General features: G+C 70.8%; 17 protein-coding genes and 1 tRNA gene. 7 read left to right on the top strand and 11 right to left on the bottom strand.

What is annotated here, in order from left to right:
* The first annotated feature begins 71 nt into the window (after positions 1-71).
* The 5 genes from BLS50_RS28360 (at position 72) to BLS50_RS28340 (ending at position 2,566) form a co-directional block, all read left to right on the top strand.
* Positions 72-449 carry a DUF2946 domain-containing protein gene (locus BLS50_RS28360; protein ID WP_074805925.1) on the top strand — a complete coding sequence of 126 codons (378 nt, stop codon included), beginning with the start codon at positions 72-74 and terminating at the stop codon, positions 447-449.
* 291 nt (positions 450-740) lie between these two features.
* A complete protein-coding gene (locus BLS50_RS28350; protein WP_074805921.1) occupies positions 741-1,106 on the top strand; it encodes a copper resistance CopC family protein in 366 nt (121 codons plus the stop codon).
* A gap of 90 nt (positions 1,107-1,196) precedes the next feature.
* Positions 1,197-1,640 carry a copper chaperone PCu(A)C gene (locus BLS50_RS28345; protein ID WP_027813678.1) on the top strand — a complete coding sequence of 148 codons (444 nt, stop codon included), beginning with the start codon at positions 1,197-1,199 and terminating at the stop codon, positions 1,638-1,640.
* A 29-nt stretch (positions 1,641-1,669) separates the two neighbouring features.
* The gene (locus BLS50_RS36090) at positions 1,670-1,843 is read left to right on the top strand and encodes a hypothetical protein (RefSeq protein ID WP_011547185.1); all 174 of its coding nucleotides are present in this window, start codon (positions 1,670-1,672) and stop codon (positions 1,841-1,843) included.
* Between the two features lie 93 nt (positions 1,844-1,936).
* A complete protein-coding gene (locus BLS50_RS28340) occupies positions 1,937-2,566 on the top strand; it encodes a LysE family translocator (protein ID WP_074805919.1) in 630 nt (209 codons plus the stop codon).
* A gap of 15 nt (positions 2,567-2,581) precedes the next feature.
* Here BLS50_RS28340 and BLS50_RS28335 read toward each other — a convergent pair whose 3' ends face one another.
* Entirely contained in the window at positions 2,582-3,895 is a 1,314-nt protein-coding gene (locus BLS50_RS28335) for a leucine-rich repeat-containing protein kinase family protein (protein ID WP_074805916.1), read from the bottom strand.
* 143 nt (positions 3,896-4,038) lie between these two features.
* Here BLS50_RS28335 and BLS50_RS28330 point away from each other — a divergent pair.
* Positions 4,039-4,123, top strand: a tRNA-Leu gene (locus BLS50_RS28330).
* A 74-nt stretch (positions 4,124-4,197) separates the two neighbouring features.
* On the opposite strand, the gene BLS50_RS28325 is transcribed toward BLS50_RS28330, so the two are convergent.
* Positions 4,198-5,070, bottom strand: a complete 873-nt coding sequence (locus BLS50_RS28325; protein WP_023477565.1) for a LysR family transcriptional regulator — start codon at positions 5,068-5,070, stop codon at positions 4,198-4,200.
* 138 nt (positions 5,071-5,208) lie between these two features.
* On the opposite strand from BLS50_RS28325, the gene BLS50_RS28320 reads away from it, so the two are divergent.
* The gene (locus BLS50_RS28320; RefSeq protein WP_027807286.1) at positions 5,209-6,450 is read left to right on the top strand and encodes an MFS transporter; all 1,242 of its coding nucleotides are present in this window, start codon (positions 5,209-5,211) and stop codon (positions 6,448-6,450) included.
* Positions 6,451-6,526: 76 nt separating this feature from the next.
* Here BLS50_RS28320 and BLS50_RS28315 read toward each other — a convergent pair whose 3' ends face one another.
* The 9 genes from BLS50_RS28315 to BLS50_RS28275 all read right to left on the bottom strand — a co-directional run bounded on the left by BLS50_RS28315 (position 6,527) and on the right by BLS50_RS28275 (position 26,280).
* The gene (locus BLS50_RS28315) at positions 6,527-7,774 is read right to left on the bottom strand and encodes a RhtX/FptX family siderophore transporter (RefSeq protein WP_074806797.1); all 1,248 of its coding nucleotides are present in this window, start codon (positions 7,772-7,774) and stop codon (positions 6,527-6,529) included.
* Between the two features lie 22 nt (positions 7,775-7,796).
* Complete coding sequence (locus BLS50_RS28310; RefSeq protein ID WP_074805913.1) at positions 7,797-9,308, bottom strand: PepSY-associated TM helix domain-containing protein; 1,512 nt, start codon at positions 9,306-9,308, stop codon at positions 7,797-7,799.
* 1 nt (position 9,309) lies between these two features.
* On the bottom strand, positions 9,310-9,573 hold the full coding sequence (locus BLS50_RS28305) for a hypothetical protein (protein ID WP_074805911.1): 264 nt from the start codon (positions 9,571-9,573) through the stop codon (positions 9,310-9,312).
* Complete coding sequence (locus tag BLS50_RS28300) at positions 9,573-11,756, bottom strand: TonB-dependent siderophore receptor (protein ID WP_074805908.1); 2,184 nt, start codon at positions 11,754-11,756, stop codon at positions 9,573-9,575. The genes BLS50_RS28305 and BLS50_RS28300 overlap by 1 nt, the downstream gene beginning before the upstream one ends.
* Before the next feature lie 146 nt (positions 11,757-11,902).
* Positions 11,903-13,663 carry an ABC transporter ATP-binding protein gene (locus BLS50_RS28295; RefSeq protein WP_074806794.1) on the bottom strand — a complete coding sequence of 587 codons (1,761 nt, stop codon included), beginning with the start codon at positions 13,661-13,663 and terminating at the stop codon, positions 11,903-11,905.
* Complete coding sequence (locus BLS50_RS28290; RefSeq protein WP_074805904.1) at positions 13,663-15,387, bottom strand: ABC transporter ATP-binding protein; 1,725 nt, start codon at positions 15,385-15,387, stop codon at positions 13,663-13,665. The genes BLS50_RS28295 and BLS50_RS28290 overlap by 1 nt, the downstream gene beginning before the upstream one ends.
* On the bottom strand, positions 15,384-16,436 hold the full coding sequence (locus BLS50_RS28285; protein WP_074805902.1) for a Gfo/Idh/MocA family oxidoreductase: 1,053 nt from the start codon (positions 16,434-16,436) through the stop codon (positions 15,384-15,386). Before BLS50_RS28285 ends, BLS50_RS28290 begins: the two co-directional genes overlap by 4 nt.
* Positions 16,433-21,910 carry a non-ribosomal peptide synthetase gene (locus BLS50_RS28280; RefSeq protein ID WP_074805899.1) on the bottom strand — a complete coding sequence of 1,826 codons (5,478 nt, stop codon included), beginning with the start codon at positions 21,908-21,910 and terminating at the stop codon, positions 16,433-16,435. The genes BLS50_RS28285 and BLS50_RS28280 overlap by 4 nt, the downstream gene beginning before the upstream one ends.
* Positions 21,907-26,280 carry a non-ribosomal peptide synthetase gene (locus BLS50_RS28275; RefSeq protein ID WP_074805896.1) on the bottom strand — a complete coding sequence of 1,458 codons (4,374 nt, stop codon included), beginning with the start codon at positions 26,278-26,280 and terminating at the stop codon, positions 21,907-21,909. Before BLS50_RS28275 ends, BLS50_RS28280 begins: the two co-directional genes overlap by 4 nt.
* Positions 26,281-26,403: the final 123 nt, after the last annotated feature.

The following is a 26,403-nucleotide window of genomic DNA, read 5'->3' as shown; positions in this document are numbered from 1 at the left end:
GGTGCCGGCCGGCAAACCGGCGTGCGTGGCATAATCGGCCGCATCGTCGTCCACCCGCCGCCGCGCATCGCATGCTGAGTCGTCGCCTCCGGAAGATCGGCAGTCTGATCGGGATGCTCGCCATCCTGATGACGGCGCTCGCGCCGACGATCTCGCAGGCGCTGACCACGCAAGGGCGCGTCGACGCGCTGCTGGCCGGCTACTGTTCGTCCGCACCGGCCGCCGGCACGCCGTCCGCCGATACGGCGACGAAAAGCCTGCAGGCTCATCTCCACGCATGCGGCTATTGCAGCCTGCTTGCCCATACCCCCGCGCTGCCCGCCCCCGAACTTACGTTCGCGGCCCGCGTGCACGCGATCGAGCATCGCGCGGCCACCCGCTTCGAAAGCCTGCGCCGCACGCAGCCGCTCACGGCCGCGCAACCGCGCGCCCCGCCGTTCACGTCCTGATCCGTCGTCATTACGCGTGATGCCGTCGTGCATCACGTCGCCCGCGCACGCCGCCCGCGTGCGCGACGTGTCACGTTTCGAAGGACGATCATGTCTCACCCTGCCGCGCACGGCGTCGTGCCGCGCGCGTGGTCGGCCGTCTCCGGTTCAGATCGCCGCGCTGGCATTCGCCCGCATGCGAATGTCCGGTGTCGCGCGTCCGCGCCGAGCGCCGCCGACATCGATGCCGCTCGCGCGGCCGTCCGTCGAATCCGTCTTTTTCTAACCGATTCGTCACTCGCTCATCCAGCCATGAAAACCGCTACTTTCGTTCGCGGCGCACTCGCCGCACTCGGCTTCGTCGTTATCCACGCCGCTCATGCACATGCCCTTCCGAAAACGCAGGACCCGGCCCCCGACGCCACGGTGTCGAGCGCGCCGCACGCGGTCACGATCGATTTCGGCGAAGCGCTCGAACCGGCGTTCAGCTCGATCGCCGTGACCGACAGCCAAGGGCAATCGGTCGTCGACGGGAAGTCGGCCGTCGACGCCGGCAACCGGAAGCGGATGCACGTCGCACTGGCGAGCCTGAAGCCCGGCACCTACACGGTCGCATGGATCGCGGTGGCCAGCGACGGCCATCGCACGCACGGCCGCTACGCATTCACGCTGAAGTAACGCGTCACGCACGCGATGCGCATCGGCGCTTCGTGCCGAGCGCATTCGCATCGATGCCCGCGGCATCGCACCCAATCAGGAGAACACATGATGAAACGCTCGATTCCGACCGGCCTGCTCGTGGCGCTGGCGCTGCACGCCACCGCCACCTTCGCCGCGTCGACCATCCAGGCCGACGCATGCTGGATTCGCACGATGCCGGCGACGGTGCCGTCGTCCGGCTACTTCACGCTGAAGAACCACGGCGACGCGCCCGCGACGCTGACCGGTATCGACACGCCCGCCTACGGGATGGCGATGGTGCATGAAACGCAGACGAGCGGCAGCACCGCGAAGATGGTGCACGTCGACTCGGTCGTCGTGCCGGCGCACGGCTCGGTGACGTTCAAACCGAAGAGCTATCACGTGATGCTCGAGGAACCGCGCCAGGCCGTCGCACCCGGCGCGAAGGTGCCGTTCCGGCTGCACTTCGCGGACGGCTCGACCGTGTCCGTGACCTGCGACGCGAAGGCGCCGACCTACGCCGGCCAGTAACGCCGCCTGCCTCACGAAAGGAGACGCACATGAAAAACCGCCTGCCGCTGGCCGACCTGATCGTTCGCTACCGGACGCCGCTGAATGTCGCGGTGCTGATCGTCTGCGGGTTATGGGCCGCCTGGATCGCGTGGATGACGCGGCCTGCCGCCATCGATACGCCGCCGTCGATTCCCGCGTACTGCATGCGCGACGCACGCTGACGCGACGGCACGGTTCCGGCGGCGGCCCGCACCCTTATTGGCGTGGCATCATCGCTTCATCCCGACCGCTGGAACCGCCTTCCGGAGCGCCGCATGTCCATTCAGACCTGGATGCTGTTTGCCGCCGCCTATCTCGCCACGACGCTGTCGCCGGGGCCCAACGTGCTGCTCGTGATCCGCAACACGGTGCGCTACGGCGCGCACGGCACCGCCGCGACGATCGCCGGCAACCTCGTCGCGCAGGGCGTGGTCGTGCTGCTGGTCGCGCTCGGCGTCGGCGCGGTGCTGGCCGCGATGCCGCCGCTGTTCGTCGCGATGAAGGTGATCGGCGCCGCGTATCTGATCTTTCTGGGTGTGCGGCAGTTGCGCGGCGAGCGCAAGGCCGCTGCATCGAGCGGCGCCGCGGAGATCGCCGTGCCCGATCGACGGAAGCTGTTTCGCGAAGCGCTGTTCGTGTCGGGCAGCAATCCGAAGACGATGATCTTCCTGTCCGCGTTCATGCCGCAGTTCATCGTGCACGACCGCCCGCTGGCGCTGCAGTTCGTCGTGATGTACGCAACGATCGCCTGCACGGTCGTGGTCGTTCACAGCGTCTATTCGGCCGGCGTGCGCCGCCTGCATCGCGGCTTCGGCATGAGCCGCGCGGTGCGCGCGCTCAAGCGTGCGAGCGGGCTGCTGTTCGTCGGGCTCGGCATCAAGCTGCTGACCGCGCGGCAGGCATGAGCCGCCCCCATCCGGTCAGCGCATGCGCGCGGCCAGTGCGGCCGTGATCTCGTCGAACGACGGCCGCGCATCGACGTCCTCGTTCACGCAGGCCGCCGCCAACGCATCGAGCGCGCCGGCGTGCGGTTCGCAGCGCTCGAGCAATTCGCCGAGCAGATAGCCGAACGCGCGTACTTCGAGCCGTTCGAACCTTGCGCCGCGCGTGCGATCGTCCGGGTCGTACAGCGACGCCGCCCCGAAATCCCCGAGCAGCGCGCCGCCTGCGCCGTCGTGCAGGATGTTGTGCGCATACAGGTCGCCATGCATGATGCCGCGCGCGTGCAGATGGCCGGCGACCGACGCGATGCCGTGCGCGATCCGCAGCGCTTGCGCCGGCTCGAATCTCGCATCGGCGGCATAGACGTCGCGCGTGCAGGACGCGAAGCTCGGCGGCCCGGCGAGGTTCGTCAGCGCGGGATCGACCAGTTCCATCACCAGGCCGTGCGTGCCGTCCGGATGCCCGCGCAACTTGCCGATCACCGGGATCAGGTTCGGATGACCGCCGGCATGCAGGCACGCGGCCATTTCGCAATCGGGCAGGCCGTCGCTCGTCACCGCACCCTTGAACAGCTTGATCGCGACCGTGCGCGGCGGCTGGCCGTCCACGCGCCACTGCGCGCGATAAATGACGCCCGACGCGCCCTCGCCCAGTTTCTGTTCGCATGACAGCGCGGCCCAGTCGATCTCCGCGACGTCCGGCCCGGCGGACGCCGCGGCCTCCGGCGTCGCGCCGAACGGATTGCCGGCCACGGCGAGCCACGCAAGACGCGGCAGGCGCGGCAGCCAGTCGGGCAACGCGTCCAGCCGGTTCGCCGACAGGCGCACCAGCTCCAGCGCACGGCAGGCGGCCATTTCCGCGGGCAGCGCCCGCAGCCGGTTGCCGGCCAGCATGAGCTTCTGCAACCGCGCACAGTCGCCGATGTCGGCCGGCAGTTCCTCGATTGCGTTGTCGGTCAGGATCAGCCAGCGCAGCGCACGCGGCAGCGCGCCGCGCGGCACGGTGTGAATCGAGTTCGCCTTGAAGCCGATCATGTCGAGTTGATCGCACGCGCCGAGCACGTCGGGGAAGGCGGTAAAGCGATTGCCCGACGCGAACAGGATGCGCAGGCGATGCAGCCGCGGCAGATCGTCGGGTAGCGCGGACAACGCATTGCCGGTGAGGTCGAGCACTTCGAGCGTGTCGGCCAGATCGAAGATCTCGCGCGGAAATTCGGTCAATCCGCACGCGAGCTTGAGTTGCCGCGCGCCCGACAGTTGTCCGGCCTGCAGTTGTTCGAGGGTGTGGGTCACGGGGAGAAAACGGGTGGCGGTTGCGGGGACCCGTCGGGTCGATCGGACGAATTCTACCGGGATCGATCGCATGCCCCTACATGAGCTTGTCATACCCCCTTCACAAATGCGGAATGTGACGTTAGAATTGCGCCCCTTGCAGTGCCGACGTGGTGAAATTGGTAGACACGCTATCTTGAGGGGGTAGTGGCGAAAGCTGTGCGAGTTCGAGTCTCGCCGTCGGCACCAGATGCGTTTTCCTCGCATTCCAGCATTTCCGAAACCCGCGACAGCAGATGGCTTCGCGGGTTTTTTGTTTTCCGCTACGCGAGCAGCAGGAAATTCCGCACCACCGCGGACGGCTCGTCGCAACGCGACGCAATGGCCAGCCTCGCGCGAAACCGGTTACCCGCGAACGGCCGGTACACGACCCCGGGCACCTGCACCTGCGTAATCGCCTTCGGCACGACGGACACGCCGAGCCCGGCCGCCACCAGCGTCACCGCGGACGCCATCTGCGGCGCCGGTTGCGCCATGCGCGGCTCGAACCCGGCGGCCTGGCACGCAGCGACGATGTCGTCGAACAGCGCGCCGCCGGCCGCGCGCGGCACCTGCACGAACGACTCGTCGGCCAGCTCCGCCAACTCGATGCGCCGGCGCTGCGCCAGCCGGTGCGCGACGGGCAGCGCGACGAACATCGGCTCCTCGTCCCAGTCGGCTACCCGCAGCGTCGCCGCGATGCGGCGCTCGGGCCGCACGATCGCGACGTCGAGGCGCCCGGCCTCCAGCGCTTCCAGCAGCACGCCCGACGTCGCTTCCTGCAACGTCAGCTCGGCATCCGGGAACGCCTCCCGAAAGCGGCGAATCAGATCCGACACTTTCGGATTGAACGCGGCCGTGCCGGTGAAGCCGACCCGCAAATGGCCGGTTTCCCCACGGGCGGCGCGCCTGGCCGCCCGTGCCGCGCGCTCGGCATCGTCGAGCACGCGTCGCGCCTCTTCCGCGAACACCTCGCCCGCCAGCGTGAGCTCGGCGCCGCGCGCGGTCCGCTTGAACAGCTCCACGCCGAGCTCGTTCTCGAGCGCCTTGATCTGCTGGCTCAACGGCGGCTGGCCGATGCCGAGCGTTTCGGCGGCCTTCGTGAAATTCGACGCGGCCGCGACGGCCAGAAAGTAGCGGAGATGCCGGAGTTCCATGCGTGACGTGACCTCGCGGTGAGTCGTGTTGCCTGTCAGACAGTGTTAAAACATATGGCTTCGGTTCATTTCATATATTGGACATATACATGGCCGTGCGCAAGAATTCGTGTATTCCGTCGCACATCGAGTGCCTTCATGTCCTCCGCTTCGATTTCCCGTTCCATGCCCGGCACGCAGAACGCCGCACCCGATGCGCTGCCGGCCGGCGTGTCCCCGCGCTCGGCCGCGTACAAGCGCATCGCGTTCGCGCTGTTCCTCGCCGGCTTTTCCACTTTCTCGCTGCTGTACTGCGTGCAGCCGCTGCTGCCCGCGTTCGCCCATGAGTTCAACGTCGGCGCGGCGTCGAGTTCGCTCTCGCTGTCGCTGTCGACCGGGATGCTCGCGGTATCGATCCTGTGCGCCGGCGCGCTGTCCGAACGGGTCGGGCGGCGCGGGCTGATGTTCGCGTCGATGACGCTGGCCGCGCTGTTCAACCTGCTCGCCGCGTGGTCGCCGAACTGGCACCTGCTGCTGGTCTGGCGCGCGCTCGAAGGCTTCGCGCTGGGCGGCGTGCCGGCCGTGGCGATGGCCTATCTCGCGGAAGAAATCGCCGCCGACGGGCTCGGCTTCTCGATGGGGCTCTATGTCGGCGGGACCGCGTTCGGCGGCATGATCGGACGGATCGGGATGAGCGCGCTCGAGGAACACTTCTCGTGGCGCACGGCGATGCTGTCGATCGGCGTCGTCGACCTGCTCGCGGCGATCGCTTTCGTGATGCTGCTGCCGGCCTCGCGACGCTTCGTGAAGCGCACCGACCTGACGCTGCGTCACCACCTGCGGCTGTGGCACGCGCAACTGCGTCATGCGCGCCTGCCGTTCGTGTTCGCGATCGGCTTCCTGGTGATGGGTGCGTTCGTGACGATCTACAACTACGCCGGGTTCCGGCTCATGGCGGCGCCGTTCAACCTGAGCCCGACCGCGTGCGGGCTGATTTTCGGCGCATACCTGTTCGGGATGGTGTCGTCATCGAGCGCCGGCGCGCTCGCCGATCGCCTCGGGCGGGCGCCGGTGCTGGTCAGCGGCATCGTCGTGTTCGCGGCGGGCCTCGCGCTGACGCTGTCGCACTCGCTCGTCGCGATCGTCGTCGGCATCGTGCTCGTGACGATCGGCTTCTTCGTCGCCCACTCGGTCGCGAGCGGCTGGGTCGGCGCGCTCGCGGGCGCCGCGAAGGGGCATGCGGCTTCGCTGTATCTGCTGGCCTACTACGTCGGGTCGAGCGTGCTCGGCTCGGTCGGCGGCGCGTTCTGGCAACGCGGCGCGTGGACGAGCGTCGCCGCGTACGTCGCGGTGCTGCTCGTCATCGCATTGCTGGCCGCGCGGCGCTTGAGTCGTGCTTGAGTCGCCCTTGAGCCATGCGTGACGCGGCACGGCGCGGTGCGGCCCGCGCCGTGCACCTGCGCCGGCCGCTCAGCCGTCACGACACCAGCGCATCGTCCCCTTTCATCGCATACGCCGCCTCGCGCCGCCGCAGCTTCATCGCGATCAGCGCCGCCAGCACCGCGAGCGCGACGCCGGTGAGAAACCCGCCCGTATAACCGACCTTCGCGGTCAGCGACAGGATCGTCGACGACGCGATCAGCTCGCCGAGATCGCGCGTGCTCTGCACGGCGGTCACGTCGGTGCCGGCCTGATCGCTGCCGCCCGCGAAACGCATGCCGGCCGTCATGATCGACACGGACGTGATGCCGGTCGCCAGCGAGCCGAGCACCGTGCACAGCCACGCCCACGCCGGCGACACCGGCAGCCACCCGCTCGCCTGCGCGAACCACAGCAGCGCCGCCGCGCCCGCGCAGCTCACGCCGGCCGTGAACGCCCGCCACAGGCCGAGCGCCCGCACGAGCCATGCGCCGCCGCCGCATCCGAGCACGACCGTCACGACGCCGCCCGCCATTCCGAGCTTCCCGATCGCGTCGAGCGACCAGCCCGCGTCGTTGAGGAACAGCTTCGACAGGCCGAAGCCCGATACGGCGGTCATCGCCGACAGCAGCGCGAGCGACAGCAGCGACCACGAACGCGGCCGCTTCGCGAAGCGCACGAGGCTCGCATCGTGATCAGGCCGGATGCGCGCGCGATCCGCGTCGCGCGGCAACACCCACAGCACGCAGACGAGGCTCGCGAGCGGGACGGCGGCCAGCGCGAGAAAGGCGGTTGGCTGGCCGAACAGGCCGATCAGCGTCAACGTGCCGGCGCCGCCGCCGAAGAAGCCGATCATCACGCCCGCGATCTGGATCGCGTTGATCCTCGCGAGCGTGTCGCCGCTGAAATGCTCGGCGGCCATCCCGTCGTTCGCGATGTCCTGCGTCGCGCTCGCGAGCGACGCGACGGCCAGCAGCCCGACCGCCCAGCCCGCCGTCGCGACCGTCATCCCGATCTGCGCGAGGCTGGCCAGGCACAGCACGACGATCGTCTGCATCGGCAGCATCCAGCTGCGCCGCCGGCCGATGCGGGGCGACCAGCGGTTGTCGACGACAGGCGCCCACAGGAATTTCACGACCCACGGCAGCCCGACGAGCGGCAGGAACGCGAGCGCATGAAGTGGTGCGCCGTCGTGGCGCAGCAGCGTCGGCATCGCGTCCATCGCGATGCCGATCGGGATGCCCTGTGACAGGTAAAGCAGCGTGATCGTGATGACCAGGCGGCGATGTTCGAGCAGGTCGCGCATCGAATTCTCCAGTTGCATGAGGTTAAAAAGGTTCGGCGCCGGCCGGCACGCGCGCGGGCTGCATCGCGTCGCGCCGCGGACGGCGCGCCGCACGCAGCAGCAACGCGCCGAAGGCGACGAGCGCCGCGTCGATCGGCCAGTACACGGGTCGGCCCGCGCCCAGCAGCGCGAGCGCGCAATGGGTCGCGCCGGCCAGCCCGTACGCGACACCGGCCGCACGCATCAGCACGCGCAGCCATGCCGCGCGATCCGCGACACAGGCCGCAAGCGCGATCGCGCCGCCCCACACGGCCCAGAACAGCATCGCGAGCGCATGGTCGACGTGCATGCCGTCGGGCAGTGCACGCCCGGCGAACAGCAACGCACCGCCCGCGAGCACGAGCCCGCCGCACACGCCGACCGCGGTGGCGGCCAGCACGTCCGCCGAGCGATCGCGCTGCGCGCGCCGCCGTTCGATCCACAGATGCAGCCCCGTTGCGCACAACGCACACGCGGCGAGCCCCAGCAGGAAATGCAGCACGCGCAGCACGCCACCGGCCGCGCCGACCCAGCCGTATTGCGCGAAATGCAGCGGCTGCACCGCGATGAACGCGCGCAGCCAGAAGCCGCGGCCGCGCGACGTCGCATCGGCGAGCCATTGCCCGTCCGTCGCGCGGTACAGGTGGCGTTCGAACACGGCCGTGCTCGGCAGGCCCGCGGTCGTGCCGGCAATCTCGACGCGTGCGTTCACGTCGCCCCAGCGATGCAGCACGACGGCTTCGGGCCGGAAATCCGGCCTGCGCGCCGCGTCGCGCCGCAACAGCGCATCGAGATCGGGCGCACGCCGCCACGGGCCGCCGGCCTCGACGGGCGGCGGCCCGCCCAGCAGCTCGGCGAACGCACGCTGCGGCTGCCCCGGATACGCGACGCCCGCGAGCGACACCGTGCCGAGCGCGCCGAGCCCCGACAGCGCGCCGGTGAACGCGAACAGCACGAGCCACGGCGTGCCCCACAGGCCGATCCACGCATGCAGGTCGAACAGCGCGACGCGCAAGCCGTGACCGCGCCGGATGCGCGCCGCATCGGGCCAGCGCTTGCGATGCACGACCACGCCCGCGACGATGAGCACGAGCAGCACGATGCCCCACAGGCTGACGAAGATGCGCCCGGGGAAGCCGGCGAACAGCGTCTTGTGCAGCGTGACGATCAACGTCGCCCGCGCGGCGTCGGGCAGCGGCGCGCCGGTCGCCGGATCGAGCGCGAGCGTGCACGTCTGGCGCGCATCGCAGAAACGGATGGCCGGATCGTCCGGCCGCGGCAGCACGATGCGCGCGTCGCGCAACGCCACCCCGAGCGACGCCGCGCGCGCGACGAGCGCGTCGAGCGGCAACGTCGGTCGTGCGACGGCCACCGCAGGCGGCCGCCACCAGCCCTGCATCGAATCGAACGCAAGACTCCAGGTGCCGCTGAACAGCACGACGAACAGCACCACGCCGAACAGCGCGCCGGCGCCGCGATGCAGCGCGCGCCAGCGCGAACGCGACGAAGCATCCATGTCAGCGCCCTCCCCAGAACATCGCGCACGGCACGAGCACCGCGAGCCACGCACCCGCGCGCCACGCGGCCTGCCGCCAACCCGGCGCGACGAGCACCCACAGCAGCGCGGCGACGCTCGCGGCGAGCGTCAGCCACACGGCCGCATAGAGCCGGTTCAGGCCGTCGTCGGGGTAATGACGGACCAGCGTGAGCGCGAGCGCGACCGCACCCGGCAGCACGCCGCCGATCGCGATCGCCACCCGCGCACCCCAGCCGGACGCCATCAGAATTGCCCGCGCACGGTCAGCATCACGTTGCGCGGTTCCCCGTAACGGTTGTTCCAGCCCGGCTGGCTCAGGCTCTGGTAGTAGGTGCGGTCGAACAGGTTGTTGACGTTGAGCGCGGCGCTCCAGTGCTTGTCGTAGCGGTAGCCGAGCCGCACGCTCGCGAGCGCGTAGCCGCCCTGGCTCATCGTGACGCCGTTCGCCTGCGCCGAGTAGCTGCTCTGCACCTGCACGCCGCCGCCGATGCTCCAGCGCCGCTCCTGCCACGGCAGGTCGTAGTTGGTCCACAGCCGGAACAGGTGGCGCGGATTCAGCAGCGGCGCGAACGTGCCCGCGTTCGCGAGGTTGTCCGCATAACGCATCGTGTCGTACGTGTAGCTCGCCCACACGCTCCACCACGGCGTGATGCGGCCGTTCGCCTCGAACTCGAAGCCCTGGCTGCGCACGCTGCCGCCGTTCACGTAGTAGCAGCTCGGCCCCGCGCACGGATGCGCGAGGTCGACCTGCGGGTTGTTGTCGAGATCGATGCGGAATGCCGCGAGCGACACGTCGAGCTTGCCGCCCGCCAGTTCGCCCTTCACGCCCGTTTCGTAGGTGCGGCCCTTCACCGGCGTCAGGATGCCGCCGCCCCACATCGACTTGGTCTGCGGCTGGAACACTTCCGCATAGCTCGCGTACCACGACCAGTCGCGCGCGAAATCCCAGATCAGCCCGCCGTACGGCGTGAACTGGTGGCCGGTGTTGTAGTGCGCGCCGAGGCTGTCCTGGTTCCACCAGCTCATCCGGCCGCCGAGCACGAGCGTCAGCGGCTCCGCAAGCTTGATGCGGCCCAGCCCGTAGACGCCCTTCTGCGAAACGTCGTTCTGCTGCGACTGCTGGTACGGCCCGATGCCGGGCTCGGGCACGCTGCTCGGGTTCCAGCGATACACGTTCACCGGCGTGCCGGCCACGTCGCCGAGCAGCGGCGCCGTCATCTGCCCGCTGCTGCTGTTCGCGTAGGTGACGCCGAACAGCAGGTCGTGCGTGAGCCCGAACGCATGCACGGGGCCCTGCACGTTCGCATCGACGCTGCGGCTGTAGCTGCTGAACTGGTACGCGGCGCCGGTCAGCCGGCCGCCGGCGCCCGTCGCCGGATCGATCGCGCCGAACGAACCCGCGTACTTCAGGTCCGAGCGCACGCTCTGGTATTCGCCGCTGACCTTCGCTTTCCAGCCGGCGCCGAGCTTCTGCTCGACCGATGCGAACGCGCGCGTCGTGTCCCAGTTGAAGCGGCCCCACGCGGTGTCGAGGAACGTCGAGCGCGACAGGCCGAGGCTCGACCCGTCGCGCGCCATCGGCACGCCGGACATGTCGGGCACCGATGTCGTGGTCTGGTACTGCGCGCCGAACGTGAGCAGCGTGTCGCGCGTCACGTCGACTTCCGTGACGCTGTAGATCGAACGCGTGTCCTGCTTCGCGTGGTCGTAGAAGAAGTGGCGATCCTCGTACGCGGCCACGAGCCGGCTGCGCACGGTGCCGGCGGCATTGAGCGGGCCGCCGATGTCGGCTTCCGCGCGATAGCGGTCCCAGCTGCCGACGCTGGCGGTCGCATGCGCGGAGAACTGGTATTGCGGGCGCTTGCGCACGAGGTTGACGGTCGCGGCCGGATTGCCCGAGCCGTGCAGCAGCCCGTTCGCGCCGCGCAGGATTTCGACGCGTTCGTACACCGAGATGTCCTGCGGCGCGCTCGCCATGTCGCCGATCACGACCGGCACGCCGTCGAATTCGAACGAATCGACCTTGAAGCCGCGCACGAAGTACGCGGTGGTGAGCAGCACGTATGGCTGGACGGTCACGCCGGCCGACTGCTGCATCACCTCGTCGAGCGAGAACAGGTTCTGCTGGTCGATCCGCTCGCGCGTCGTCACGCTGATCGACTGCGGAATCTCGCGCAACGCGAGCGGCATCTTGCCGACCGTCGCCACGGACGGATCGTCGGCGACGCCGCGCGACGCATTCACCGCAATCGCCTTCAACTCGCTCCCGGCAGGCTGCGCGGCGGCCGCTTCGTCCTGGCGGACTTCCGCGCCGGCCGCCGGCGCCGCATCGGCGAACGCCGCCGCCGGATGCGCGGCGATCAGCAGGCCGAGGTACAGCGACGGACGCCAGCGCCCGAAACGGGCGACGCGTGCGCCCTGCATCATCGATCTCTCAGGTTCCCGTACCTCGTACCGCATTCACGCCCCCGTATTTGATAATCATTCTCATTATCAATTAGAACCGGGAGGCAATTTTTCGATCGAGGGGCTTTTCCTATCGATTCCGGGCACGGCGGCCCGCATTGTTCACGTCACTGCTCGGATTCGGCCGGGCGGGTTTCGGCGTCCGCGCCGGCGGGTGGCGCCCCGTCGGGCCGCCCCGCACGGGCGAACGTCGCGTACCACGCATCGGTCGCGATCAGTTGCGCATGCGTGCCGGTCGCCCGCACGCGGCCCGCGTCGAGCACGACGATCGTGTCGGCGGCCGCCGCGAGCGCCGGCTGGTGCGTGACGACGATGCGCGTACGCTGCCCCCGCAGCGCGACGAGACTGTCGCGCACGCGTCGCGCGCTCAGCTCGTCGAGGCTCGCGGTCGGCTCGTCGAACATCAGCACCGGCGCCCGCGCGAGCAGCGCACGCGCCAGGCACGCCCGCTGGCGCTGCCCGCCCGACAGCAACTGGCCGCCCGGCCCCACGTCGGTGTCGAGGCCGTCCGGCAGTCGCTCGGCGTCGCGCAGCAGGCCGACCGCATCCAGCGCGGCGCGCAGCTCGGCATCGGTCGCGTCGGGCCGCCCCATCCGCACGTTCCACGCGAGGCTGCCGCGAAACAGCCCGTTGTCCTGGAACACGAGGTTGCGCGTCGCGGCGAGCGTCGCCTCGCTCAGGTGCCGCACGTCGGCGCGGCCGAGCAGCACGCGCCCGGCGCACGGATCGTCGAGCCGCGCGAGCAGGCCGAGCAGCGTGCTCTTGCCCGCCCCCGTCGGGCCGACGATCGCGACGAAGCCGCCCGCCGGACAATGCAGGTCGATCCCGTCGAGCAACGTCGCGCCGCCGGCCGACCGGTAGCCGACCTGCAGCGCGTCGACGCTCGCGTCGTGTACCGGCGTGCCGCGCTCGGGGCTGTCGAAACGTGGCGCATGCAGCACCGCGAGCACCGTATCGAGCGCGCGCCAGCCGCCGCGCAGCGCCTGGTCGAGCTGCGTGAGCTGCGCGAGCGGCTCGATGAAGCGCACGAGCAGCACCAGCACCGCGACGGCCGTCGCCGCGTCGAGCCGGCCGGCCGCGACGGCCCACGCGCCACCGATCAGCATCGCGACGAACACGCCCTGCACCGCACCGGCGAAGCCGAGCTCGATCGGCAGCGAGCGCCGCATCAGCGCCCGCGTGCGGCGATGCTGTTCGTCGAACGCGCGCTGCAGCACCGCGCGTGCGTCGCCGTCCCGGCCCGCGAAGCGCAGCAGCCCCTGATGCGCGGCGAAGGTCTGAAGCTGCACGGCCATGTCGCGATCGCCCGCGGCGCGCGCCTGTTCGAACGCAAGCGTGCGGGCGCCGCCGCGCTCCAGCAGCGCGAACAGCAGCACGGCCGCCGCCGCGAGGCACAGCGCGATGCGCCAGTCGATCCACGCGAGCCCCGCGACGACCGCGAGCGGCGTGACGACCGCGCCGATCAACGGCCCGAGCAGGTGCGCGGGAATTCCCATCGCCTGCATCACCGGCCCGCGCAGCAACCCGGCCGGATGACTGTCGCGCACGGTCTGCCACGACGCGATGCGCGGCAGGTGGTGCACGAGGCGTTCGACGAGGCCGACGGCCAGCGCGCCGCCCGCGCGATAGCCTCGACGTTGCGCGACGTACAGCACGAGCGCGTGGCACAGCGTCAGCGCGCCGAGCACGGCCGTCCAGTGCAGCGCGGCTGCCTGCGCACCGGCGAACCAGGCGCGGATCAGCGGCACGAGCAGCAGCCCGCACGCGCCGTCGAGCAACGCGGCGGCCACCGCCCAGCCCAGCCCGCGCCACAGCGCGCGGCGCGTGTCGCGCGGCAGGCACTGCAAACGTTTGAGCGATGTCGTCATCATGCGGCCTCCCCGCCTGCGGCGCCGCGTTCGCGCCAGAGCCGCGCATACAGCCCGTGCGCGGCCAGCAGCGCCGCGTGCGTACCGCGCTCGACGATGCGGCCACGTTCCATCACGAGGATCTGGTCCGCGTGCCGGATCGCGTCGAGATCGTGGCTGACGATCACACGGGTACGCATGTCGGCGCGCAGCGCGTTGCGCAACGCGCGTCCGGTTTGCGGATCGAGCGCCGACGCCGGTTCGTCGAGCAGCAGCAGCGGCGCGCGCGACAGCAGCGCACGCGCGATCGACAATCGCTGCAGTTCGCCGCCGGACAGCCGCACGTCGCGCCCGCACACGCAGTCGTAGCCGTCCGGCAATGCGTCGATGCGCTCGTCGAGACAGGCCGCACGCGCGGCGGCGCGAATCGCGTCGCGATCGGCATCGGGCCGGGACAGCGCGATGTTGGCGGCAATCGACACATCGTCGAGCGCGGTGGCCTGCTGGAACACCATCGCGACCTGTGCGCGGCGCGTGTCCGACGTGAGCAGCCGCAGATCGGCGCCGCCGAGCCGCACCGTGCCGCGATCCGGGTCCATGAAGCGCGCGAGCAGCATCAGCAGCGTGCTCTTGCCCGCGCCCGACGGCCCGACGATCGCGGTGGTCGTGCCGGCCGCAATCGTCGCGTCGAGGTCGCGCAGGATCGGCTCGCCGTCGATGTCGACCTGCACGCCGCGCAGTTCGATCGACGCGTCGCGCGGCGCCTGTGCCGCGCCGTCGGCGGGTTCCTGCAGGCCCGGTTGCACGAGCAACGCATCGAGCCGCGCGGCGGCCGCGCGCGCGTCGCGCAACGCATCGGCGCCATGACCGAGCGCACGCACCGGCGCCGCGACCGCCCAGATCAGCAACGCGAACGCGCACAGCGTGCCGACCGGCAACTGCCCGGCCGTCAGCCACGTCGCGCCGAACACGACCCACGCGAGCAGGAACGGCGTGCCGAGCAGCACCTGCGTACACGCGCCGAGACCGCCGATGCGGCCGACCCATGCCGCGAACGCGTGCGAGAAATGTCCGGCCGACGCCAGCGCGGCCGCCTCGATGCCGGCGCCCGGATACTGCCGCACCAGCGCCGGGTTCTGCGCGAGCTGCGCATAGTCGCCCATCAGCCGTTCGAGCGCCGCGTTGCGTGCGGCGAAGGCCGGCGCGAAGCGTGCCGAGCGCATCCAGCGGAACAGCGCCGCACCGGCGACGAGCGGCGCGAGCGCGAACGCGAGCAGTGCGGGATTCAGATAAAGCAGGCACGCGAGCGCCGCGCATGGCACGACGACGAGCTGCGTGAGATCGGCCGGCGCATGCGCGACGAGCTGATGCAGCGCGCGCACGTCCTGATCGACGTGGCGCGCGACGCGGTCGCTGCCCGCGCGTGCGAACCAGCCGAGCGGCAAACGTTGCAGATGATCGGCGAGGCGCTTGCGCAGACGGTCGCCGAGATCGGCGTCGACGCGGTGCGTCAGGTGCAGTGCGACCGTCTGGCCGCCCAGCCAAAATGCGCCGGCCGCCACGGCGGCGACGAGCCAGCCGCGCGCCGCCGCGTCGAGCTGTGGCGCGACGCGCCATGCGTCGGCGAGATGCGCGAGCGCGAGCCACGGCACGAGCGACGCGACGCCGGCCAGCGCCTGCAACGCCACCGCCGCGACGAGCGGCACCGCGAACGGTCGCAACATCGAAAGCAACGGCCCCTTCATGCGGCACGCTCCAGCAGCATGCCGAGCGTCGCGGCGCGCGCGTCGCCCGGCGGCTGCGCCGGAAAACCGAGTTGCGCGGTCAACTGCTGCCAGACGCGCGCCACGTCGATGCTGCGCTGGTTGCACGCGTGCAGCCCTTCGCCGGACACGAGCCGGTCGACCGCGCGCACGGCCGCCTGCGGCCAGCAGCGCGCGTGAATCTCGCCCCAGGTGTCCTGTGCGTCGTCGCAGATCTGGATGCTCGGCATGTCGTCGCCGGCCGCCTCGCCGAAGATCGGGAACAGGCCGTCGTCGTCCAGCGCCGGCTCGCGCAGCGCGGGCGCCCACCACAGTGGGCCGTGCGGCGACGCGAGCGTCCACGTGCCGGCGTCGGTCGTCAGCGTGATGCCGAACAGCAGGCTCATCCGGCCGTCGTCGGCCGCCGCCATCTCGTTGTGCACGCGCAGCGACACCGGCGTTTCGGCAAGCACCATCGCGCATTCGCGCATCGACGACAGCGCCGGCCCGATCGGTTCGACCGACCACGGCCCGACGCCCTGCAACGCGGCCGCGAGCACGTCGAGCGCCGCGTAGCTCGCCTGCACCGAGCACACGACATCCGCATGCACCGGCGCGCTCGTCTCGCGCAGCCGCCGTGCGACCGCGATGAAGCGCGCGACGACCGGCAGGTTCGGATAGAAGCTGTTGAGCAGGCAGCGGCGGCCGTGGCGCGACGCGGTGCGCAGCACGCTGGCCCATTCGTCGGGCAGCAGCGGATGCTCGATCACGACGTCGATCCCGCGTTCGAGCAGCCGGCACGCGAGCGCGGCGCCTTGCGCGCCGCGCGCCGCGCCGCCGACGGCGACGCACGCGATGCGCACGTCGTCCGGCAGCGCGTCGACGCGATCGAACACCGGCGCACCGACGCGTGCGGCCAATGCGGCCGTGCGCGCACTGCCTTGCCCGAGGATGCCGGCGACGTGATACGAACCGGACGCCGCGAGGCCCGCCGCATAGAACTGACCGAAACGGGAACCGGCCACGACGACCGGCAGCGGATGGACCTTCATCGTGCCTCCTTCAGGCGCGTATCGACGAACGCGGCGTTCAGGCAGTCGAAATGACCGCCGGGGATATCGACGGCCGTGATACCGCCGAGCGCCTGCGCCGTCCAGTAATCGGTGAGCGCCGCGCGCTGCTGCGGAATCAGCGGATTGCAGCGCTCCGGCACGAACAGCCGCAGCGCGCCCGCATACGGCGCATCGCCGGCCCAGTGGGACGCCTGCACCGAATGCATGAAGAGCCGGTAGAGCCGCTCGCGCTCGTCGAGCAGCGGATGCGCGAGCGCGTCCTGCAGCGACAGGCCGGCCGCCGCGCGCAAGACGCGGCGGCGCAGCACGTCGAGCGGCTCGCAACGATCGCCGAAGATCTCGAGCTGCGCCTGCAGGCTGCCGGGCGCGAGCCGCGTAGGGTCGGCCTTCAATGCGTCGGCCAGCGCGTCGGCCAGCACGTACGTTTCCGGAAAGCCGAGCGCATCGAGCGGCAGCCCGAGCGTCGCCGCGAAGTTGAACAGCACGAGCCGTTCGTCCTCGATCAGGTACGGAATCCGGTAGCTCGACACGATGTCGAGCGTGCGCACCGCGACGCCGAGCTGCACCAGCGACTTCGCCATCTCCAGCGCGACCAGCCCGCCCGAGCAGTAGCCGAGCACGTCGACCTCGCGCACGCCGCTGCGCCACAGCGCATCCGCGTAACGCCGGCCCAGCGTCGCGTTCAGGTGGCGCACCGGCAGGTCGAGATAGTCCTGCGCGTCGCGCACCGCGAAGCCGAGCACCGGGCCGAGCCGCGCCAGCGCGGGCAGTACCGGACGATACGCGTGCACGGTGCCGAGCCCTTCGTGCACGATCACGCGCGGCGCGCCGTCACCCGGCGCGAGCGGAATCGGCCGCACGCCGGGGCGCACGCGCGGCGCCGGCGCATGGATGACGGCCGATGCAGGCAGCGTGCGCGATGCAGCAGGCGCCGCAGACGGCGTCGCGCTCGCCGGCTGCTCGCTCGCGTCGCGCAGGCATTGCGCGAACGCGGCGGGCGTCGGCTGCGCGAGCACCCAGCGCAGCAGCCGGTCGAACGGATGCGCATGCGCGAGCGGTTCCTCGCCGCGCAGCCGCGACACGAGCTGCGCGATCAGCAGCGAATCGCCGCCCGTGGCGAAGAAGTCCTGATGCGGCGACACGTTGCGCGTATCGAGCACGGTTTCCCACAAGCCGATCAGTCGCGCGAGCAGCGGATCGGCTGCCGGTGCGGGCACCGCTCGCACCACGGCCGGCGCCGGTTCGCGGATATCGGCGATGCCGGCCAGCGTGCGGCGGTCGATCTTGCCGTTCGCGGTCACCGGCAGACGTTCGAGCGCGCGCAGTTGCGACGGCACCATGTAGTTCGGCACGCGCTCGGCCACGAACGACAGCAGCGTATCCGGCGCGATACGCGCGGCGCCGCGCTTCACGTGAGCCAGCAGGATGTCGTAGCCGAGCGCGGCGAGCGGCGTGTCGGGCGCGACACAACCGAGCGCACGATCGCCCGCTTCCGCCTGCAGCCATTCGAGCCACTGCGCGTGCGGCACGAACAACCGCGCCGATGCGGCACGCGCGTCGTCCGGCGTCTCCATCATCAGCCCCTGACTGATGCTGATTTCCGGATGCTCGGCCGTCAGTTCCTGGATCACCCACCACGCGTCAGGCGCCGACAGCGCGCGCAAGCCGGCGATCAGCGCGACCGTATCGCGCGCATTGTTCAGCGCGCCGGAGCTGATCGTCAGGTCGACCGAATGCGGCGCAATGCCCTGCGCGTCGCACGGCGCGTTCATGTCGAAGCGCACGAAGCGCATCCACGGATACGCGGCGAAACGCTCGCGCGCGGCCGCGAGGAAGTAGCTCGACACGTCGCTGAACAGGTAATCGATGTGCGTGCCGGCTTCGACCAGCGGCGCGAGCGCCTCGACGATCGCACGCGTCGCGGCGGCCGTGCCCGCGCCGATTTCGAGGATGCGCCACGCGCGCTGCGGTTCGCGCGCGACGACGGCGCACACGGCCTGCGCCATCCCGCGATGCAGCGCGCGGGCATGTTCGCCGTCGCTGTACATCGCTTCGGCGATATGCGAGGCCCCTTCCGGGAACATCAGGCCGGCCGGCGATACGCTGCCGTCGATTTGCGCGCCGAGGCATCCGGCGCTCGCGCGGAAGTAGTCGACGAGCACGGCCGGCCACAGCGCGGGCGACGCGTACTGCGCGAATGCGTCCCAGCACGCATGCGCGTCGGCCAGGCTCGCGCCCGGACGCATGCGCCAGCCGTCTTCGGCATCCGCCTCCAGCACGCCGTGCGCGACGAGCATCGCGAGCCAGTGGCGCAGCAAATGGCGTCGTGCCGCCGGCACACGCAGCCGCTCGCACAAGGTCGCGAAACCGGTCGAAGCATCGGTCGTCAAACCGCCGGCCGGCACGATCCATGCGGCGAGCGACGCCACGCACGCCGTTTCGAGCCGCGCGACCGAACGCACCACGTCTGCCTGTTCGGGCCAGCGTGCGGTGTCGAATGCCGTGCGCACCTGCGTCGCCAGGTCATCCAGCGCGTCGTCCCGCGCCGACGCAGGCGCTTCCGCACTCTGCAGCGACACGAAGCTCGCGAGCCGACGCTCCGCGCCTTCTCCGAGCACGATCGTGGCCGCCGCGCCGACGAGCGGATGCGCGGTCAGCGCCGCATCGATCTCGGCCAGCTCGATCCGGTAGCCGCGGATCTTCACCTGATCGTCCTGCCGCCCGAGGAATTCGAGCGAGCCGTCGGCGCGCACGCGCCCGAGATCGCCGGTGCGGTAAAGCCTGCGCCCGTCCGCATGACGGATGAACCGTTCGGCCGTCCGCACCGGATCGTTCGCGTAGCCCGTCGCGAGCCCGACGCCACCGATATGGATTTCGCCGCGCACACCCGGCGGGCACGGCCGGCCGAGTGCATCGAGTACCTCCATCGTCTGCCCGGTCAGCGCGCGGCCGTACGGAATGCTCGCGAGCTGCGTGTCTTCCGGACGGATCGGATGCTCGATCGACCAGATCGACGCTTCGGTCGCGCCCCCGAGGCTGAACAGCGCGCTATCGGGCCAGCGCCGCCACCAGCGGGCCGGCAGCGTCACCGGAATCCAGTCGCCCGACCACAGCACGCGGCGCGGGCCCGGCACGTCGAGCGCCGGTTCGCCTTCGAGATAGTCGATCAGCATCTGCCCCTGGGCGGGCACCGAGTTCCACAACGTCACGCGATGGCGCGCCATCAGTTCGGCCCAGTGCGACGGATCGTTGCCGCGCGCCGGATCGGGCAGCACGATGCACGCGCCGCGCGCGGTCGCGCCGAAAAAGTCGTAGACGGACAGGTCGAAGCTCAGTTCGGCCAGCCCCAGCACCACGTCGCCCGCGCCGACCGCATGGCGCGCGCTGATGTCGGCAAGCGTGTTGCACACCGCCGCATGGCTCAGCATCACGCCCTTCGGCTCGCCGGTGGAACCCGATGTGTAGATCACGTAAGCCAACGCATCGGGGGCGATGTCGCACGCGGCGCGCGGCGGCCATTGCGGATCGCTCGACAACGCATCGATATCGATGCGCACGCAACCTTCGTGTTCGAATGCGAGCGCCTGCACGCTGACGACCGCACGCACTCGCGCATTGCGGAGAATGGCCTGTTGCCGCAGCGCCGGCTGACGGCTGTCGACCGGGACGTACGCGGCACCGGCCTGGACGATCGCGAGCACGGCCGCGAGCTGATGCGCGCACTTCGGCATCAGCACCGCGACGGTATCGCCCACGCCGACGCCGGCCTGTTCGAGCGCGGTACGCAGCGCCGCCGCCTGTTGCGCGACCTCGCGGTACGTGCGCGCACCCAGCGCGTCGATCACGACCGGCGCATCGGGCGTGCGCAACGCCTGCGCGGCGAAACCGGCCGCGATATGCGTATCGGCATCCGGATGCGCGTCGGCGACGGGCGCCGCGGACGGCAGCACGATATCTCCCTCACGCGACCACCATTCGGCATCGTCGGCCAGCCGGCCCAGCAGCGCGACATACGCGTCGAACATCGCGGCCGGCATGCCGTCCGGAAACAGGTCGTCGCGCACGTCCCAGCCGATTTCCAGCCCGCCGAACTGGTCGGTCACCTGGCAGTCGAGCCACACCTGCGGCGTCTGGCTGATCATGGTGCGCGGCGGTTCGGCGCGCGTCGCGTGCTCGCCGAGCAGGCGCCCCACGCTGCCGATCCCGCTCGTGAACACCACCGGCATCAGCGCCGCGTCCTTGCCGTGCCGCCGCGCGAGTTCGCGCATCGCGTCGACGCCGGTGAAGGCGCGATGATCGAGATCGTCGAACATCCGCGCGCCGATCGTGCGGGCACGCTCGACGAAATCGCGCCCGTGCGTCGCGTCGACGGCCAGCAGGCTCAGCGCGGTGAAATCGCCGAGCACCGCATCGATGCACGGATGCACGGGCGGACGGTTCAATACCGTCAGGTTCAGGCAGAACGCCGGCGCCTGGCTCCAGCGGCCGACCACCTCGGCGAACGCGGCCAGCGCCACGCTCGCCGCGCTCAATCCGAAACGGCTCGCGTGGCCGCTCAGCGCGGCCCATTGCGCGCGATCGAGCCGCGCATGCCGGTGCGTGAAGCGCGGCGGCCCGTCGGCGCGCCTCGCGGGCACCACCGGCAGATCGGGACGCGCGGGCAGGTCGTCGAGTCGACTGAGCCACCACGCCTTGTCGCGCGCATGGTCGGCTCGCATGCCCGCCTGCGCTTCATGCAGCACATAATCGCGAAACGTCGCATCGAGCGGCGTGGGCTGCCATTGCGGATCGTCGTAACGGCGCCGCCATTCGGCGAGCAGCAATTGCAGGCTCGCGTAGTCGATCAGCGTGAAATCCACGGACAGGTGCAGCACCGCGCCATCCGGGCCGAGACTCACTTCCGGCTGCAGCACCGGCCAGCGGTCGAGCGCATGCACCGCATGGTCGAGGCGCTCGCGCACGCGGTTCAGGTGGGCGTCGAATGCGTTCGCGTCGGCCTCGCGCAGGTCGTGCACGGTGAGCGGCTGCCACGGCACGTCGGGCAGCACGCGTTGCCAGGCGTTGTCCTCGACGATCGCGCGCAGCATCGGATGGCGCGCGACGCACGCATTCCACGCGGCTTCGAAGCGCACGCAGTCGAGATCCTTCGGTTCATCGTATTCGACGTACAGATGGCACGCGCTGCCGCCGAACTCGAACGATTCGTGGCGACCGAGCACATACGCGGCCTGCACCGGCGTCAGCGCGAACCGTTCGTACTGGTGCGCCGGATCGCTGCGCCATGCTCCGCCCTGAAGGAAACGGACGAACGCGTCGCGTTCGGCCTTGATGCGCGCGGCGAGATCCGCATCGAGCGCGCCGGCCGGCGCGCGATAGCGCAACTGGCCGCCGTCGTCGCACCACAGTTCGATCTGGCGTTCGCGGCAGAGATCGAGCACGTCGTCGAAGTTCACAGCACGCCCTCCTCGATCGTCGCGACCGACGCATCGCCGTCGGCGGGCGCCGCCGGCGTCAGTTCGTCGAGCTGCGCCGCGAGACCGGCGAGCGTCGGCTGCCGGTAGAACGCGGCCATCCCGATCCGCACGCCGAGCCGCTCGCGCAATTGCGCGAGCAGGCGGGTCGCGAGCAGGCTGTCGCCGCCGAGCGCGAAGAACGTCGCGTCACGCGCGTTCGCCGCGCGGCCGAGCGCCTGCTCCCAACAGGCCAGCAATATCGCGTGCCGTTCGCCGGCCGGCACGAACGCGTCGTGCGCGGCCGGTGCGTCGCCGAGTGCGCGCGCGAGTGCATCCCCGACCGCCCGGCGATCGATCTTGCCGTTCGCGTTGAGCGGCCAGCGCGGCACGCACCACAGCGCATCGGGACGCATCGCGTCGGGCAACCGGTCGCGCAACCAGTCCGCGAGCGCCGTCTGTTCGATCGGCTCGCCGACCCGGCGCGCATCGATGCAGGCGAATGCCGCCGAGCGCCAGCTGCGCGCATCGAGCGCAAAGCCGCACGCATGGGCGGCCGCCGCCAGCGCATCGTGCGCGAACGGCCGCGGCAGCGATGCATCGCCCGCGACGCTCGCGACGAGTTCGCGCAGCGGCGAGTCGCGCAGCACGTCGGCGAGCAGCAGGCGGCCGTCCCGCGCAAGCAGCGCGGCCGCGATCCGGAAGGTGTCGCGCGGATCGTCGCGCAGGTGGGCCGCCGCGAAACTGATCACGCAATCGAATGCGCCGAGATGACGTGCGGGCAGCAAGCCGTCCTGCATCGTCTGCAACGCGGGCAGCGTTCGCGTGAAGCGTGCCTGCGCGTTGTGCAGCAGGCCCGGCGACACGTCGAACAGCGTCACGTCGAAGCGCGGATCGTCTAGCACGCCGAGCCCCGCATCGAGCGCCTGGCCCGCGCGGGCATCGAGCACCGCGACGCGCAGCACACCTGTGTGTGCCGCGGCCTGCGCGTCCAGCGCGGCGGCGAATTCGCGCAGCGCACGAACGCCGTCCGGCAAACGTGTCGCAAACGCGAGCGGCGCCACGCACGGGTCCAGCGGCACGCGCTGTGCGGCGGTATCCGGGTCGGCGGCGAGCGCGCGCAGCGCGGCCGTCAGATCGTCGAGATCGGTCGCCTGCCAGTCGAGATGACCGAGCGCGTCGTCGATCTGGATCGATGCGTCACCCTTTGCGGGCCAGTGCGCGAGCAGCGCCGGCGGCAAGCCCGCGTCACCGTCGAGCAGCCGCCCGGCAACGGCGCGCGCGACAGCCGCTTCCGCCGGCATCGTGTCGGCCATGTCGGCGGCCGCGAGCAAGGATGGCGCGGTGTCCGCTGCTGCGCGATCTCCCGGCACGAACGCCGCGACGATGCGCGCGGCCTCGCCGTGGACGACACTCGCACACGCGCCGTCGATCAGCGGATGCGCGGCCAGCGCCGCCTCGATCTCGCCGAGCTCGATCCGGTGCCCGCGCACCTTCACCTGCCGATCCTCGCGCCCGAGGAATTCGAGCGTCCCGTCCGGCCAGTAGCGGCCGCGATCGCCGGTGCGATACCAGCGGCCGGACGCGTGCTGCACGAAACGCTGCGCGGTCAGTTCGGGATCGTTCCGGTAGCCGCGCGCGAGACTGTCGCCCCCGATCAGCAATTCGCCCGGCACGTAATCGGGCACATCACGGCCGTCGCCATCGACGACGCGATACGCCTGCCCCGGCAACGGCCGGCCGTACGGAATCGAACGCCAATGCGGCGGCACGTCGCGCACCGCCTGCACGTTCGACCAGATGCCGGCCTCGGTCGCGCCGCCGAGCGCGTGAAACGCACAGGCATCGCCGCAGCGCTCGCGCAGGCGCGCCGGCAGGTCGAGCGCGATCCAGTCGCCGGACAGCAGCGCCGCACGCACGCTGCGGCACGCGCCGCTCGCCGCCGGCACGGCCAGCGCCATTTCCAGCAGCGCGGGCGCCGAGTTCCACAGCGTCACACGATGCTGCGCGATCAGTTCGATCCAGCGCGCCGCATCGCGCGCTTCGTCCTGCGTCGGCAGCACGAGTTGCGCACCGGCGCCCAGCGCGCCGAACAGGTCGTACACCGACAGATCGAAATCGAGCGCCGACACCGCCAGCAACCGGTCGTCCGCGCGCACGCCGAGCAGCGCATCGATCGCATCGATCGTGTTGATCGCCGCCGCGTGGGTCATCTCGACGCCCTTCGGCACGCCCGTCGAACCAGACGTGTAGATCACGTAAGCGGTCGCCTGCGGCGCGACCTCGAGCGGCGCGGCCAGCGGCGCATGCCGCAGCAGCGCGGCAATGCCGACATGCGGCAGCGGCCCGCCCGCGCACGCGATGTCGTCGATCACCGCCTTCACGCCCGCCGCACGCTCGATCAGCGCCTTGCGCGCGACCGGCTGCGCGATGTCGAGCGGCACGTAGCATGCGCCGGCCGCCAGCACGCCGAATACCGCCGCGACCTGCTCGGGCCCGCGCGGCAAACTGATCTCGACGGCATCGCCGTGCCCGATCCCGGCCGCGCGCAAGCCGCCCGCGATCGCAAGCGCCTGCGCGGCCAGTTCGCCGCGCGTCACCGCGCGATCGCCGCATCGCAACGCCACGGCGGCCGGCTCGCGTGCGGCCAGCGCGAAGAAATCGTGATGCAGCGTGCGCGCGCGGCCGGGAGCCGGCAACGCATTGAGCGTATCGCGCACGCGTCGCTGCGCGGACGGCAGCTCGACCGCGATCGGCAGCCGCCAGTCGCGATCGCACAGCGCCTGCACGAACGCGACATACGCGCCGAACATCGCGTCGATCATTCCGTCCGGGAACAGCCCGTCGACGCTGTCCCACGCGAGCAGCGCACCACCCGGCACGCGATAGAGCTGATGGTCGAGCCATACCTGCGGCGTCTGCGAAATCATGTCGTGCAGATCGCCGAACACCTGCGCGAACGCATCGGGCACGAACGGTTCGTCACCGAGATTGCACGAGAACACGACCGGCGCCGCGCGCGGCGTGCCCTGCCGACGCGCATCGCGCAGCACGTCGAGCGCCGGATACGCGGCCTGCGCGATCGCACCGTGCAGCCGCTGCTGGAACGCGCGCACCGCGTCGGCCGCGCTCGCGTCGGCGCGCACATCGCATTCGACGAGCAGCAGCGTTGTGAAATCGGCGATCACGCGGCCCAGATCGGGCGCATCGCCGTGCCGGTCGAACAGCGGCACGTTGAGCAGGAATGCGTGCCGGCCGCTCCAGCGCGCGAGCACGGCCGCGAACGCCGCGCCGAACACCGACGACAGCGTGACGCCATGCTGCGCGGCGCGCGCCTGCAGACGCGTCAACTCATCCGTGCTCAGCGTGTGCGCCACGCGGCTGAAACGCGGCGCGCGGATCGTTTCCGGCGCGCGGGCGAGCGGCAGCGCCGGCCCTTCCGGCAACGTCGCAAGCCGTGCCTGCCAGGCGTCACGCGCCGCGGCCCGCGCATCGCGCGTCTCGGCCGCGCGACGCGCGAGCCAGGCCGGGAACCACGTCGACGGCGCAGCCGGCAGCGCCAACGGCTCGGCATACGCGACGCCGATCTCCTGCATCAGCAGCCGCACGCTGTCCACGTCGGCCGCGAGCAGGTCGACGCTGAGCCACACGCGATCCTCGCCGCCGGGCATCTGCACGAGCCCCATCATGAACACCTGCGCGTGCTCGACGTCGAGACATTCGTGCGAGCGGAACGCGCGCAGCGACGCCCATTCGGTTTCCGCATCGTCCGCCGTCCGGTCGCGCCAGTCCGCGTGCGCGAACACCGGCGCGTCCGATTCGGCCAGGATCTGCTGACAGCCGCCGTCGAAACGTGCGCGCAGCATCGGATGACGCTCGCGCACGCGCCGGCATGCCGTGTCGAGACGAACGGGATCGATCGCGCGGCTGCGGAATTCGAGAAACGCGTGGCAGCTCACGTTGCCGAGCACCTCGCCGTCGCCGCGGCCGAGCCAGTACGCCTGCTGCACCGCGGACAACTCGAACGGCGCATGCACGTCGACCGCTTCGGCAGCAACGACGGCTTCCGTGCGCGCGATACGCGGCGCATTCGCGAGCAGCGTGGTCCACGCGCCGAGCGTCGGCGTGCGCGCGAGCACATCGAACGTCAGCGCATGGCCGAGCCGGTTCACGCGGGTCTGCAGATACATCAGCCGGATCGAATCGAGGCCGCAGCTCAGCAGGTCCTCGTCATCGTCGAGTGAAGCGATCTCGTCGACGGATTCGTCGAGCAGCTCGGCGATCAGCGCAACGAGCCGCGCGCGAAATTCAGTGGGAGAACAACAGGAAGGATCGGAATGGTCGGTAGTGGAATCGACAACGGTCTGGCTCATGGGCACGCCTTGTATGGGTCGTTCGACGGCGGTTCCGCGCGGCGGCGGCCACCTGTGAATGAGAATCTATCTCATTAACGCCCATGAGCCCGGTCGATTCCTTTAGGCGGCCGGTCAGTTGTT

Source organism: Burkholderia orbicola (assembly GCF_900100915.1).
Taxonomy (GTDB): domain Bacteria; phylum Pseudomonadota; class Gammaproteobacteria; order Burkholderiales; family Burkholderiaceae; genus Burkholderia; species Burkholderia orbicola.
The sequence above is the reverse complement of the archived record's forward strand: the minus strand, read 5'-3'. Positions and strand labels throughout refer to the sequence as shown.